15 protein-coding genes and 1 tRNA gene are annotated in these 13,693 nt (G+C 59.4%); 5 read left to right on the top strand and 11 right to left on the bottom strand.

Going from position 1 to position 13,693, the window contains the following annotated elements; genetic code table 11:
- Positions 1-28: 28 nt before the first annotated feature.
- The 8 genes from ACR0BZ_RS05865 to ACR0BZ_RS05830 form a co-directional block, all read right to left on the bottom strand.
- Entirely contained in the window at positions 29-1,108 is a 1,080-nt protein-coding gene (locus ACR0BZ_RS05865) for a 2'-deoxycytidine 5'-triphosphate deaminase (protein WP_480919758.1), read from the bottom strand.
- A 61-nt stretch (positions 1,109-1,169) separates the two neighbouring features.
- Positions 1,170-1,246 (bottom strand) — tRNA-Pro (locus tag ACR0BZ_RS05860).
- A gap of 61 nt (positions 1,247-1,307) precedes the next feature.
- Entirely contained in the window at positions 1,308-1,913 is a 606-nt protein-coding gene (locus tag ACR0BZ_RS05855; protein ID WP_480919694.1) for a MerR family transcriptional regulator, read from the bottom strand.
- An 18-nt stretch (positions 1,914-1,931) separates the two neighbouring features.
- On the bottom strand, positions 1,932-2,234 hold the full coding sequence (ihfA, locus tag ACR0BZ_RS05850; protein ID WP_209503673.1) for an integration host factor subunit alpha: 303 nt from the start codon (positions 2,232-2,234) through the stop codon (positions 1,932-1,934).
- A gap of 96 nt (positions 2,235-2,330) precedes the next feature.
- Positions 2,331-3,302, bottom strand: coding sequence for a beta-ketoacyl-ACP synthase III (locus ACR0BZ_RS05845; protein ID WP_480919693.1), 972 nt, complete (start codon positions 3,300-3,302; stop codon positions 2,331-2,333).
- A gap of 22 nt (positions 3,303-3,324) precedes the next feature.
- Positions 3,325-4,413, bottom strand: a complete 1,089-nt coding sequence (plsX, locus tag ACR0BZ_RS05840; protein WP_480919692.1) for a phosphate acyltransferase PlsX — start codon at positions 4,411-4,413, stop codon at positions 3,325-3,327.
- A 24-nt stretch (positions 4,414-4,437) separates the two neighbouring features.
- Entirely contained in the window at positions 4,438-4,644 is a 207-nt protein-coding gene (rpmF, locus tag ACR0BZ_RS05835; protein ID WP_008756996.1) for a 50S ribosomal protein L32, read from the bottom strand.
- Between the two features lie 205 nt (positions 4,645-4,849).
- Complete coding sequence (locus ACR0BZ_RS05830) at positions 4,850-5,386, bottom strand: YceD family protein (protein WP_480919691.1); 537 nt, start codon at positions 5,384-5,386, stop codon at positions 4,850-4,852.
- An 85-nt stretch (positions 5,387-5,471) separates the two neighbouring features.
- On the opposite strand from ACR0BZ_RS05830, the gene ACR0BZ_RS05825 reads away from it, so the two are divergent.
- The 3 genes from ACR0BZ_RS05825 (at position 5,472) to ACR0BZ_RS05815 (ending at position 8,663) form a co-directional block, all read left to right on the top strand.
- A complete protein-coding gene (locus ACR0BZ_RS05825; protein WP_480919690.1) occupies positions 5,472-5,945 on the top strand; it encodes an outer membrane protein assembly factor BamE in 474 nt (157 codons plus the stop codon).
- Positions 5,946-6,045: 100 nt separating this feature from the next.
- Entirely contained in the window at positions 6,046-6,786 is a 741-nt protein-coding gene (locus ACR0BZ_RS05820) for a GNAT family N-acetyltransferase (RefSeq protein ID WP_480919689.1), read from the top strand.
- 68 nt (positions 6,787-6,854) lie between these two features.
- Positions 6,855-8,663, top strand: coding sequence for an ABC-F family ATP-binding cassette domain-containing protein (locus ACR0BZ_RS05815; protein ID WP_480919688.1), 1,809 nt, complete (start codon positions 6,855-6,857; stop codon positions 8,661-8,663).
- On the opposite strand, the gene ACR0BZ_RS05810 is transcribed toward ACR0BZ_RS05815, so the two are convergent.
- Both ACR0BZ_RS05810 and ACR0BZ_RS05805 read right to left on the bottom strand, forming a co-directional pair.
- The gene (locus ACR0BZ_RS05810; protein ID WP_480564397.1) at positions 8,660-9,208 is read right to left on the bottom strand and encodes a sugar O-acetyltransferase; all 549 of its coding nucleotides are present in this window, start codon (positions 9,206-9,208) and stop codon (positions 8,660-8,662) included. The two genes, ACR0BZ_RS05815 and ACR0BZ_RS05810, sit on opposite strands and share 4 nt — an antisense overlap.
- 9 nt (positions 9,209-9,217) lie before the next feature.
- Positions 9,218-9,973 carry a 3-hydroxyacyl-CoA dehydrogenase gene (locus ACR0BZ_RS05805; RefSeq protein WP_480538033.1) on the bottom strand — a complete coding sequence of 252 codons (756 nt, stop codon included), beginning with the start codon at positions 9,971-9,973 and terminating at the stop codon, positions 9,218-9,220.
- Positions 9,974-10,193: 220 nt separating this feature from the next.
- Here ACR0BZ_RS05805 and ACR0BZ_RS05800 point away from each other — a divergent pair, with 220 nt between their 5' ends.
- The gene (locus ACR0BZ_RS05800; protein WP_480919687.1) at positions 10,194-10,934 is read left to right on the top strand and encodes a hypothetical protein; all 741 of its coding nucleotides are present in this window, start codon (positions 10,194-10,196) and stop codon (positions 10,932-10,934) included.
- A gap of 78 nt (positions 10,935-11,012) precedes the next feature.
- On the opposite strand, the gene tyrS is transcribed toward ACR0BZ_RS05800, so the two are convergent.
- On the bottom strand, positions 11,013-12,266 hold the full coding sequence (tyrS, locus tag ACR0BZ_RS05795; RefSeq protein WP_480473227.1) for a tyrosine--tRNA ligase: 1,254 nt from the start codon (positions 12,264-12,266) through the stop codon (positions 11,013-11,015).
- 305 nt (positions 12,267-12,571) lie between these two features.
- On the opposite strand from tyrS, the gene ACR0BZ_RS05790 reads away from it, so the two are divergent.
- A complete protein-coding gene (locus ACR0BZ_RS05790) occupies positions 12,572-13,666 on the top strand; it encodes an anhydro-N-acetylmuramic acid kinase (protein ID WP_480919757.1) in 1,095 nt (364 codons plus the stop codon).
- The last annotated feature ends 27 nt before the right edge of the window (positions 13,667-13,693 follow it).

Here is a 13,693-nt window from a genome sequence, read left to right as displayed (position 1 = left end):
CATGCACCGTTGAAAGAAATTCTGAGGATCAGACGGCCGCTTTGAAGTGCTTGGACAGCTTCAGGCCTTGGCCCTGATAGTTCGATGCAATCCCGGCACCATATAGCTGCGTGGGCATTTCAGCCATTTTCTCATAGACAAGACGCCCGACCACCTGTCCGTGCTCCAGCACGAAAGGCGCTTCGTGGCATCGCACCTCAAGCACGCCACGTGACCCGGCCCCCCCGGCGGCGGCATGGCCAAAGCCGGGATCAAAGAATCCGGCATAATGCACCCGGAATTCACCAACCATCGCCAGATACGGCGCCATTTCGGCGGCATACATCGGCGGGATGTGGACCGCCTCGCGGCTGACAAGGATATAGAATGCTCCGGGGTCAAGTATGATGCGGCCGTCCTTGGTGCGCACTTCCTCCCAATAGTCCTGGGGGTCGTATTCGCCAATTCGGTCCAGATCGATTACCCCGGTATGGGGCTTGGCGCGATAGCCGACCAGATCGGTTTCGGGCAGTTGCAGATCGACCGAAAAGCCAAGACCGTCCTGAATCACAGCAGGGCCGTCTACCAACGGCGATTCGGCGTGCAGGGCGGTCAGTTCGGCGTCAGACAAGACGGCCTGACCTTGACGGAAACGGATCTGGTTCAGACGCATACCGGGGCGGACCAGAACCGAAAACGAACGTGGACAGATCTCGGCATACAGCGGGCCCTTATAGCCCGCAGGAACACGATCGAATTCTGTGCCACCATCGGTGATGGTACGGGTCAGAAGGTCAAGCCGCCCGGTCGAGCTTTTGGCATTGGCGACGGCGGTTATGTCGCGGGGTAGGGCAAGTGATTCCATCAGGGGCACCAGATAGACGCAGCCCTTTTCCAGAACAGCGCCGTCCGAGATGTCGATGCGGTGCATTTCGAACTCGGCCAACCGATCCGTAACGGTCCGTCCTTCGCCCGCGAGGAACGAGGCGCGCACCCGGTAGGCCACTGTTCCCAAACGCAAATCAAGGCTAGCTGGTTGAATTTGCGCTGGCAGGACATCGGGGTTGGCGGCAATCTCTCCGCGCGCGATCATTGCTTCGATTTGCTGGTTCGCGCAAACACCTGTCATCTCGATCCCCTCATGTGCCAGAGCGGGATCTGGCCTTTGTGCCATAAACGTCGGTGTGATTTGGTCGGGCTAGCAGGACTCGAACCTGCGACCTTCCGTCCCCCAGACGGACGCGCTACCAGGCTGCGCCATAGCCCGACGTTGGGCCGTTCATAAAGATTTTCCCGGCAGGGGCAAGAGGAAAACACTGCCTTTTTTCCTAACCCGTCGCCTGTGTTTCAACACGATCCAGCCAGCGGCGCAGGTCTTTTGCAATTGGTGCAATCCGGCGCAGTAGTTCGTCGTCAAACTCGGCGCGCTTCCACGCCAGCGACGCGATCCCACCCATCAGGGGCGCAGTGTTCAGGTCTGGCTCTGGCTCTTGTTCTGACACAGACGCGGGAAGTGCGTCAGCCTGCACGCCTTCGTTCACCGGCTGCTCGGCCGGTTCGTCCAGATCCATAAGGATTTGTTCGGTGGCGGCAGCGGGTTTCGGTTCGAACGGCACCACTTTGCCCTGAACGGGTTCAATCAGGGCAGGGCCCGGTTCGTCTAGAGGCGGAGACAGTGCTGCGACATGTGCGACGCCTTGCTCGCGCAGGATGCGCTGCACACCTTTGATTGTGATCCCGTCCTCGTGAAGCAGTTTCTTGATGCCGCCCAGAAGACGCATGTCATTGGGGCGGTAATACCGACGCCCGCCCGCGCGTTTGACCGGTTTGACCTGAGTGAAGCGGCTTTCCCAGAAACGCAAAACATGGGCCTGAACACCAAGCCAATCCGCTACTTCACTGATCGTGCGAAACGCGTCGCGGGATTTGCTCATATCCGCGTGACCCTGGGGTTACTTGCGATTCCCGACGGCGACGCGATCTTTCATAAGATGCGACGGGCGAAAGGTCAGTACGCGGCGGGGCTGTATCGGAACCTCTTCGCCGGTTTTGGGGTTGCGTCCGACTCGCGCGGTCTTGTCGCGAACACTGAACGTACCGAAGGACGAGATCTTCACCTGCTCGCCACGCACCAGAGCGTCGGACATGTGGTTCAGAACGCTTTCGACCAGCTGCGCACTTTCGTTGCGCGAAAGCCCAACTTCGCGAAAGACGGCCTCGCTCAGATCCATTCGAGTCAGTGTATTGTCGCCCATGTCATTTCCCCTGTTGCTGTCAAAGCATACGGGTACGGCAAATTCGCTGTCAATATCAATGAATTGCAAGAAGCTGTGTAAGCTGGATTGCGCCGGTTACCAGCGCAGAACCACCGCGCCCCAGGCCAGACCGCCGCCAATCGCTTCGGTCACGATCAGGTCGCCGGGTTTGATCTGCCCGCGTTGTTTACCAACCGACAATGCCAATGGGATGGATGCAGCCGAGGTGTTGCCGTGATCCTGAACGGTCACAACTACGTTTTCCATTGGCAGGCCCATCTTTTTGGCCGTGCCCTGAATGATGCGAATATTTGCCTGATGAGGAACAATCCAGTCTACGTCAGCGCTGCTCAGCCCCGCGCGGCCCAGGGCTGTCTCAGCGGTTTTGGTAAGCTTTTCAACGGCATGTCGGAAGACCTGATTGCCCTGCATACGCAGATGCCCGGTGGATTGGGTCGAAACCCCCCCATCGACATAAAGCAGGTCCTTGTAGCGCCCGTCCGAGTTCAGATCGGTTGCGAGTATGCCGCGATCCGCAGAGGTGCCTTCGCCGTCCTGCGCTTCGAGTACCAATGCGCCGGCACCATCTCCGAACAGAACGCAGGTCGAGCGGTCGGTCCAGTCCATAATCCGGGAAAAGGTTTCGGCACCAATGACCAGCACGCGTTTGGCCTGACCTGACAGAATCAAAGCATTTGCGTTGCTGAGGGCGAAAACGAATCCAGCGCAGACAGCCTGTACGTCGAAGGCAAACCCTTTGGTCATGCCCAGTCGGGCCTGAACCATGGTCGCGGCAGAAGGAAAGGTCAGGTCTGCGGTCGAGGTCGCCAGGACGATCGCGTCGATATCATCCGCTGTCAGGCCCGCATCGGCCAGCGCAGCCTCGGCAGCCTTGGTGGCCAGGTCAGACGTAGTTTCGTCATCGGCGGCAAAGTGACGGCGTTCGATGCCCGACCGGGTTCTGATCCACTCATCCGTCGTGTCCAGCGTTTTCTCGAACTCGGAATTTGGAACAATACGTTCCGGCAAATAATGCCCGACACCTACTACAACTGAACGGCCTGCCATTTTTGGGGTACTGCCTTTTTTGTTATTTATCGGTCTGCGGCGCTGCTTGCGCGGCATCTTGTGCAAGCTGGGCCGTGGATGCAACCCGCGCAGCTAATTTTTCGGCAAAGCCGGACTGTGCCAGGGTAAAGGCCAGTTTGATCGCCGCCGACACTCCGGTCGCATCTGCCCCGCCATGGGATTTAATAACTGTCCCGTTCAGACCCAGAAACACGCCACCATTCACACGCCGCGGATCAATGCGCTTTTTCAGGCGCTGTAGTGACGTAATGGCCAGGACCGAAGCCAATCGCGACAACGGAGAGTATTTGAACGCCTCACGCAGAAGATCTCCGATCAGCCTGGCTGTGCCTTCGCCCGTTTTGATCGCAACATTGCCCGTAAACCCATCTGTAACAATGACATCTGCCTTGTCGCCGGGAATGTCGCTGCCTTCGACAAAGCCAACAAACTCGAAATTCGCCTGTTCGGAGTATTCCGAAATCATGGCATGCGCTTCTTTCAGTTCGGCCCGGCCCTTATGCTCTTCGGTGCCAACGTTCAGCAACCCGATCCGGGGGCGGTTCAGGGCCATGCCGTTGCGCGCATAAGACGCGCCCATCAGGGCGAATTGCAGCAAATCCTTGGCGTCGGCGCGTACATCGGCGCCCACATCCAGCATTACATTGAACCCTTGCGGGTTGCGCGAAGGCCACAGGATCGCGATTGCGGGGCGGTTCACACCCGGCAATTTGCGCAGACGCATCATCGACAGGGCCATCAGGGCACCGGTGTTTCCGCAGGACACTGCGCCATGAGCTTCGCCCTGACGAACCGCTTCCAGCGCGGACCACATTGAGGTCTGCTTGCCGTTGCGCACAACCTGGCTGGGCTTGTCCTCCATCGTGACAACGTCGGGGCAATCACGAAAAACGACGCGCCCTTCAAGGACACGTCGTTTAGCAACCAGCTTGCGCAATACCTGTTCGGGCCCGTGCAGCAGGAACCCGATATTCGGGTTCTTGCCAGCCGATTTTGCCAGACCTGCAACGACGACAGCGGGGCCTGCGTCCCCTCCCATTGCGTCAACCGAGATGGTGATCCGTCCGGCGTGCGTGGGCTGATCGTTCATGCCTTGGCCTGCGCTCGATCAGGCTTAGGCTGCGTCTTCGTCCAGATCGATTTCGTCGGCCTGTGCGACGACTTCGCGATCGTCATAGTGGCCGCAAGATGCACAAACGTGGTGCGGGCGTTTCAGCTCGCCGCAGTTCGGGCATTCGTTCGGGTTTGCAGCAACCAGAGCGTCGTGTGCGCGGCGGTTGTTGCGACGCGACTTGGAAACTTTGTTCTGTTGGACGGCCATGGTCTCAACCTTTGTCTGACTGGGGGCCGCAGATTCGCTGCCGACCCGGGTTTCGTAGTTCGTTTATCGTGGTTTGACGCGCGTTTAGGCGACGAGCCCCGCAATGTCCAACCCAAAATCCGATGAGCGCGCGAAAATACTGCGATTCTCGGCATGTTCAAGCGATTTTTCTGACCGCCTGCTATGACAGGAAATCCGGCACCTGTCACTCGTCTTTTTTTAGCACATCGCGCAATCCTGCCAATCCCGCAAAGGGTTTGGCATCGTCATCCGTCATCGCCTGTTTGCCCGGTTCTGTGTAGGCAGCCTGACCCAGTTCCGCGCCGTCTTTCCGTGGATATTGTGGCAAAGCCAGAGACAGGGCCTCGATCATGACAAGGGCCGGATCAATTTCCGGTCCCAAAGGTTCAGATTCGTCATCTTCCGGGATTTCGAACTCTGGATCATCAGGGTCTGCCCAATCCGCAAGAAATGTCAGGTGCACTGGAATGTCGATCCTTGTCGTCACCGGTTCCAGCGTCACCACGCAAGGTTGGGTGACAGTTGCGCCGAGTTTGCCGTTTAGAACCCAGTCCCGTTTGCCCTGCGCCCGCAGGTCGCCCGAAAAGCTGAGCTTGCGCAGCCCCAGCAGCCCAAGGTCTTGCCTGATTTGCTCAAGCACGGTGGTTGCAGGGCGCAGATCGAACCGTGTCGGGGCGTTCTGCGGCAGGTCAGACACCCGAAATGATGTCGCGTTGCTCATTCGTGAGCCTTTCTATGTGTTGAACCGTGGCAGCGGTTTATGTAATCGGATAGAAGCCGAAGAAGGCCAAGGCAAGAGGGTGCAGATGTTGAAGGTAGTGAACCGGTTGAAACCAGCTGCGAAATCGCTTGTGTTTGTTGCCTGTCTGGCTGCGACCGGAGCTTGTACGGCTGTCTTCAAGAATCACGGCTATGTGCCACCGGCCGAGGAACTGGCGGAAATCAAAGTGGGCGTAGACACGCGGGACAGCGTGCAAGAGGCCATCGGCGCGCCGGGCGCATCCGGCGTGGTTCGGGATTCGGGCTATTACTACGTCCGCTCTCGCGTGCGCCACTACGGTCCGAAACGGCCCGAGGTGGTATCCCGCGAACTGGTTGCCATCAGTTTTGATCAGCGCGGTATCGTCAGAAATATCGAACGCTTTGGTCTTGAAGACGGGAATGTGATTGCTCTGGAGCGCCGCGTTACCGATTCCAACGTTCAGGACAAAGGCTTCCTGCGTCAGCTGCTGGGCAATATCGGCAACTTCAATCCGGCCAACATTCCGGGCGCCAACTAATTTGCGCCAAAACCTTGCGGTAGTCACAGGGCAGTCACATGTCTTGTGCTAACGGTGTCGTACCGACGCCTGAGGGTCGGCAACCGTGGAGGACGCGACCGTGGCAACGGCAGTTTTGTTAAGCAAGGGGCGCTATCGCGCCAGACTGGCGCAATCGCCCGAGGATATCAGAACAGCTCAGGCATTGCGGACCTTGGCTTTTGGCACAGAGCAACCGGACTGCGACGAGTTTGATGCACGCTGTAGCCATATCCTGATCGAGGATATGCGCTCGGCAGACCGGCTGGTCTGCTGCTTTCGGATGCTGACCATGGATAGTGGCGGCGAGATCGGGCGAAGTTATTCGGCACAGTTCTACGACCTGACCTCGCTCGAAGGCTTCGAAGGCCGGATGGTTGAAATGGGACGATTTTGTATCCATCCCGATCACAGCGACCCCGACATCCTGCGTATAGCCTGGGGGGCAATGACGGCCTACGTTGACCGGAACAACGTCGAGATGCTGTTTGGATGTTCCTCTTTTGCCGGAACCGAAACTGAGCAGTATCTGGATGCGTTTGCGATGCTCAAACACCGCCATCTGGGCCCGAAACGTTGGTTGCCACGCGTGAAGGCTCCGGATGTGTTTCGTTTTGCTGCGCGTCTGCGGCGCAGACCAGATGTGAAAAAGGCAATGCTGCGGATGCCACCCTTGTTGCGGACCTATCTGATGATGGGCGGTTGGGTCAGCGATCATGCAGTGGTGGATCGCCACATGAACACGCTGCACGTTTTCACAGGGGTGGAAATCGGTGCGATCCCCCCGGCACGCAAACGTCTGTTGCGGGCGGTGGCCGGGTAGATTGAGTATTTTTGAAAAGGTGAAGACGGGGCGTTGACGCAATGTGTCAGCCGGTTTAGCTGGCGCACATGGCGAGAATTCCTTTGTTGCAGATGTCCGGCATTTCCCTGACTTTCGGGGGTGACCCGGTGTTTTCCGAACTGGATCTGGTGGTTCAACCCGGTGATCGTGTTGCGCTGGTGGGGCGAAACGGGTCCGGAAAATCCACGCTGATGAAAGTGATGGCCGGTCTGGTCGAGGCGGATCGGGGCGAGATTGTCGTGCCGCCCGGAAAATCCGTTGGCTATATGGAGCAAGATCCGACAATGGAAGGCTTTGCCACGTTGGGGGATTACGCCTCCAGCGGGTTGGAGCCGGGAGAACTTTACAAGGTTGAACGGGCCGGTGAAGGGTTGAAGTTCGATCCTTCACGGGCGGTTGAGACGGCTTCGGGCGGAGAGAGGCGGCGGGCTGCGCTGGCCAAGCTGATGGCAGAAGCTCCGGATCTGATGTCGCTGGACGAGCCGACCAACCATCTGGATATCGAAGCCATCGCGTGGCTGGAACGCGAACTTGGCGCGACCCGAGCGGCCTTTGTGCTGATCTCGCATGACCGGGCCTTTCTAAGGGCGCTGACCCGGGCAACACTTTGGATCGACCGGGGGGCTGTTCGGCGACAGGAGCAGGGCTTTGAAGCCTTTGAGGCCTGGCGGGACAAGGTCTGGGAGGAAGAAGACCAGCAACGCCACAAGCTGAACCGCCTGATTAAGTCCGAAGCGAAATGGGCGGTTGAGGGCATTAGCGCCCGACGCAAACGTAACCAAGGCCGGGTGCGGGCCTTGCAGGCGTTGCGGGCCGAAAAGGCGGCGCAGATCAAACGTCAGGGTTCGGCTGCAATGGCACTGGAGGCCGGGCCAAAATCAGGCCGTAAAGTGATTGAGGCCAGGGCGCTGGCCAAAGCGTTTGATACCACTCAGATCGTTCGGAACTTTGATCTGCTGGTACAACGCGGTGACCGGGTGGCCTTTGTCGGGCCGAACGGTGTTGGAAAAACAACGTTGCTGAAGATGCTGCTGGGGCAGGTGGAGCCGGACGCGGGCTCGGTTTCCTTGGGGACGAACCTTGAAATCGCGGTGTTCGATCAGACCCGCGCCCAACTGGACCCCGAGATGAGCCTGTGGGACAGTCTGACCGGCGATCCGGAAATGCGGGTGTCGGGCAAGGCCGATCAGGTTATGGTGGGCGGGCAGCCCAAACATGTTGTAGGGTATCTCAGGGAATTTCTGTTTGACGAACGGCAGGCCCGAGCAGCCGTCAAATCCCTGTCCGGTGGGGAAAAAGCCCGGTTGCTTCTGGCCAAGCTGATGGCGAAACCCTCGAACCTATTGGTGCTGGACGAACCGACCAACGATCTGGATGTCGAGACGCTGGACCTGCTGCAAGAGCTTTTGGACGATTACGACGGCACCGTTCTGCTGGTGAGCCATGACCGAGATTTTCTGGACCGCGTGGCGACAACCACCATCGCTATGGAGGGGAACGGACGGGCGACAGTCTATGCTGGCGGTTGGTCGGATTACATCGCGCAGCGCGGTGACGTAATCGAAAAAAGTGTAGAAAAAGCAAAGACTCCAAAGCCAAAGATCAAGCAGGAAGAAAAGCCGAAATCCGGCCTGTCCTTCTCGGAAAAGCACCGGCTGGAGAAACTGCCTGCCGAGATCGCGCGTCTTGAGGCCGAGATCGCCAAGCTGGAAGAGTTGATGTCCGATCCCGAGCTGTTCACGCGTGAGCCGGTGAAGTTCCAAAAAGCGACCGAGGCGCTGGTTGAAAGGCAGGAGAAACTCTCGGCCGCTGAAGAGGAATGGCTGACGCTCGAAGAGAGGGCTGAAAGCGCTTAGCGCGCCAGACGCCTTGCCGGATTACCTGCCACGGTTTCTCTGGCGGGGACGTCTTTGGTAACGACGCTGCCTGCGCCGATTGTGGCGTGGTCGCCTATGGTTACGCTGGGCAACAGGATCGCACCGCCGCCAATCCAAACGTGCCTGCCGATGGTTACGGGCAGGCCTATTTCCAGCCCTTGCGCCCGATCAGCCGGGTCCTTGGCATGATGGGCGCAGTAAATCTGAACATTAGGGCCGAACATCGTGTCGTCGCCGACCCGAACGGGGGCCGTGTCCAGAACCACGCATCCGGCATTGAAATAAACCCGGCTGCCCAGATGGATGTTCATTCCATACGCGCAGTGAAAAGGGGCTTCGAGAAAACAGTCCTCGCCGACATGGCCCAGCAGCGCGTGCAGTTCCGGGGCCATCGCGCCGCGTGTGTCGGGCGGACAGGTGTTGTGAGCGTGAACAGCCCGTCGTGCCCGCGCGCGCAGATCATCCAATTCAGGATCGAGACAGCAATACCACTGCCCGGACTGCATTTTCTGGCGCTCCGACATGGGGCTGTCTTACCGCATCCGCAGAGCGCCGTCGATGCGGATGACTTCGCCATTCAGGTAGCCCATTTCAACGATGAAACCGGCCAGCCGCCCGTATTCCTTGGGGTCACCCAGGCGGGCCGGGTTCGGGACGTCGGCGGCCAGTTGTTGCTGCACGTCTTCAGGAAGGCCCGCCAACATCGGGGTCATAAAGATACCCGGCGCAATGGTCATGACGCGAATCCCGGACGAGGCCAGATCGCGGGCCATTGGCAGGGTCATGCCAACCACGCCGCCTTTCGATGCAGCATAAGCCGCCTGTCCCTTTTGGCCGTCGAATGCGGCAATAGATGCAGTGTTGATGATCACACCGCGCGCCCCGTCCGGTTCGGGTTCGTTCTTTGCCATCTCAGCCGCGGCCAGCCTTGAGACGTTGAATGTGCCGACAAGATTGATGTCGATCGTACGCTGGAACGCGTCCAGCGGGTGGGGCCCATCCTTGCCGACTGTCTTGATTCCATAAGCGATACCCGCGCAGTTCACAGTCGCGGTGATCTTGCCCATCTTGTCCATGCCGTGGCGCACGGCAGCTGCGACCGAGGTTTCGTCGGTTACATCCGTCAGCGCAAAATACCCGCCGATTTCGGAGGCGACTTGAGCGCCACGGTCCGCGTCACGGTCCAGAATAGTGACTTGCGCACCCTGCGCGGCAAAGTGACGGGCGGTGGCTTCGCCCAGACCGGATGCGCCGCCGGTGACAAGAGCGGCTGTGGTGGACAAGTGCATCGGAACTCCTCCCTGGGATATGAACAAATGTTCAATAACTGCATTGCAGGGTCGGTGTCTACATCTTTGAGCCTGAACGCCTAAAGGGGCGGGGCGGACTGACCGCTGCCGGGCCAATACGCATCTTTAAGGCATCTTAATCCGCGCTTCACGAAAACGCGCCTGTTCGTGAACGAAGTAATCACAGCCATTGCGTGTTTTTTCGTCAGGAGGTTCTGATATGGTAAATGGTAAGAATAGATCACTGGGCGCGGTTCTGGCTGCACCTGTTTTTGGGATTGTGGTTGCCGGCAGTGCTGTTGCAGCGCCGGAAACCTGTAACTGGAAAACGGCTCGAAATCTTGCGAATGCAGGCGACTATGCCGGGCTTTGCGATTGTGTTCAGGTGACCCCCAGCTTTCTGGACAGACTTCAGAAGAGACCGGATTTTGAGACAACGCTGAGCATTGCCGGGGCGCAATGCCCGGGCCTGGCCGCTTTGCTGACAGATGTGCCAACGGCAAGCCTGTCCGGTCTGGCAGAGAATCGGGGTGAAAGTCGCGGTTCAGAACCCGGCGGGGCGGGATTTGCGAACGCGGCTGGTCCAGACGGCCCCGGTGGTGGCGGAGAACCTGACAACGGCGACCAAGAACCCGGTGGTGGCGGTGGACAGCCCGGCGGCGGTGACGGAGAGCCCGGCGGTGGCGGCCAAGAACCCGGTGGTGGCGGTGGACAGCCCGGCGGCGGTGGCGGAGAGCCCGGCGGCAGCGGTGGAGAACCCGGCGGTGGCGATGGTGAACCCGGCGGTGGCAAAGGCCATAACGGCGGCGGAAAGGGCCATAACGGCGGCGGCAAAGGTGGCGATAAGGGTAACAATGGCGGCGGCAATGGCGGCGAAGGCAGTAGTCCGGGTCGCGGAAACAACGCCAATGACGATGAAGGCGAAAGCGACCGGCCCGGTCGCGGAAAGGGACGTCAGTAGCCTTGCCCATTCCAAATTAGATACGGCCACCCAATCGGGTGGCCGTTTCCTGCTTTGCAATCAAAGGTGAAAGGGGCGTCAGCCCAGTTGCACCAATGCGTGGCGTTTCTTGCCTGCACTCAGCTTGATCGGAGACGTCAATGCACCCGCGTCGATCATCAAGCCCGCATCCGTCAGCGGAGCGTCGTCCAGTTTGGCCCCGTTTTCGGCAATCAGGCGCTTGGCCTCTTTGCCGGATTTGGCCAGGCCTGACTTGACAATGATCTGCACGATGGACATGCCGTCGCCCAGTTCATCCGCGCTGAGGGTCAGGGTGGGCAGATCGTCTCCAACCCCACCTTTTTCGAACACTTCACGGGCCGTGGCCTCGGCCGTTGCCGCAGCTTGCGCCCCGTGCAGAAGGGCTGTCACCTCATTGGCGAGGCGGATTTTGGCCTCATTGATCTCGGACCCGGCAAGCGCGCCAAGACGGTCACATTCATCCACCGGCAATTCGGTATAGAGCTTCAGGAACCGACCGACATCCGCGTCGGTGGTGTTGCGCCAGAACTGCCAGAATTCATAGGGCGAGCGCATCTCGGCGTTCAGCCAGACCGCGCCATCCTGCGATTTGCCCATCTTCTTGCCGTCGCTGGTGGTCAACAAGGGAGAGGTCAGGCCGTAGATTTCGTGATCCAGCACCCGGCGTGTCAGGTCGATACCGTTGACAATGTTGCCCCACTGGTCGCTGCCGCCCATTTGCAGAACACAGCCATAGCGGCGGTTCAGCTCCAGAAAGTCATAGGCTTGCAGGATCATGTAGTTGAACTCGAGAAACGACAGCGACTGTTCGCGATCCAGCCGGGATTTCACCGATTCAAAGCTGAGCATCCGGTTGACCGAAAAATGCCGCCCGATGTCGCGCAGGAAATCGAGGTAGTTCAGATCATCCAGCCATTCGGCATTGTTCAACATCAGTGCCTTGTTTTCGGCGTCAGTGTCGTAATCGATATAGGCCGCGAACACTTTCTTGATGCCCGCGATGTTTTCGTCGATCTGTTCGGGTCCCAGCAGGGGGCGTTCATCCGCGCGGAACGAAGGGTCACCCACCTTGGTGGTGCCGCCACCCATAAGGGTGATCGGCTGGTGGCCGGTCTTCTGAAACCAGCGCAACATCATGATTTGGATCAGGCTGCCCACATGCAACGACTTGGCCGTTGCATCAAAGCCGATATAGGCCGGCTTGCACCCACTGATCAGCGCGTCGTCAAGGCCCTGATAATCGGTGCAGTCGGCGAGGAAGCCGCGCTCGATCATCGTGGCGATGAAATCCGATTTGGGGTGGTAGGTCATATCGTGCCCTCGGGGTTTGTGTTGCGCGGCACTGTATAGGCGGCGCTGCGGATGAGGAAAAGCCACCTTTTCAATCTAAAAGCGCGTGCTGTGATATGCGCGCGCAACTAGGTGGCCGGGGTGTTGATCCTGAGGCGCGAAGTCGGAAAAAAACCGACGCCCCCAATCAGAAGGCTTGCCAAGGCGGCATAACAAAAGCACCTTGACCAAGCTGCAACCCAGAGGTGAAGTCCAGAACTCCGGGCACGGCGGAAACATTGCCAGATCAGGAGGCGGGCGTGGGCCAAACCATCAAGAAACACGGAATGGTTCGGGCATTGGGCGCGATGTCCGGTACGTCGCTGGACGGGGTGGACGCTGCGGTGGTGGAAACCGACGGGCATTCCATCGCTGGATTCGGGAAAAGCGGCTATCGCGCCTATACCGAAGCCGAGCGCGAAGTGCTGCGGGCGGCTTTGGGGCAATGGCACGGCCCGCAGGTCGATGCGGCGGCTGAGATGGTGACCTTTGCCCATGCCGAGGCGCTGTCCGAGTTCGAAGATGTGGATCTGATCGGCTTTCACGGCCAGACGCTGGCGCATGAACCGCGCGGGCGTGGCACATTGCAGGTGGGTGATGGTCTTGGTCTGGCGCAGGCGCTGGGGCGCCCGGTGGTCTGGGACTTTCGGAGCGACGACGTGGCGATGGGGGGCGAGGGCGCTCCGCTGGCGCCGTTTTTTCACTTTGCTTGCGCCAAGTGGTTTGGTGCGGACCGCCCGTTGTGCTTTCTGAACCTGGGCGGTGTTGGTAATCTGACCTATGTGGACCCAAGCTTTGATGGTCCCGAGGCGCCGGGGGCGCTGCTTGCCTTTGATACGGGGCCGGCGAATGCACCGGTCGATGACCTGATGCAGGCCCGGCTGGGGCAGCCGATGGACCGGGATGGTGCGGTTGCGCGCAATGGCACCGTCGAAATGGGTGCGCTGGAGCTGTTCCTGGCTGAGCCTTTCTTCGCACGCATGCCGCCCAAGTCGCTGGACCGGAATGATTTCTCTGAGATGATCGACCTGGTGAAAGAACTGGGTGACGCTGACGCGGTGGCGACCCTGACCGGGATGTGCGCAGCGGGGGTGGTGCAGGGGATGGAACACTGTCCGCAACCGCCGTCTTGCGTGCTGGTTACAGGCGGTGGACGGCGCAATCCGGTGTTGATGGAGATGCTGCGCGTATCTCTCGACTGCCCTGTCGAACCGGTCGAGGCCGTGGGGCTGGACGGCGATATGCTCGAGGCGCAGGCTTTTGCTTATCTGGCCGTGCGCGTGGCGCGGGGATTGCCAACCTCGTGCCCCGGAACAACTGGGGTGAAAGCGCTGGTAGGCGGCGGCATGGTCAGTTCAGTGAACGTTCAACCGGTGGGTTGAGGCTACATCCAGGTACTGGCTAACGCG

The sequence above is a fragment of the Ruegeria sp. P8 genome, from assembly GCF_056534665.1.
The sequence above is the reverse complement of the archived record's forward strand: the minus strand, read 5'-3'. Positions and strand labels throughout refer to the sequence as shown.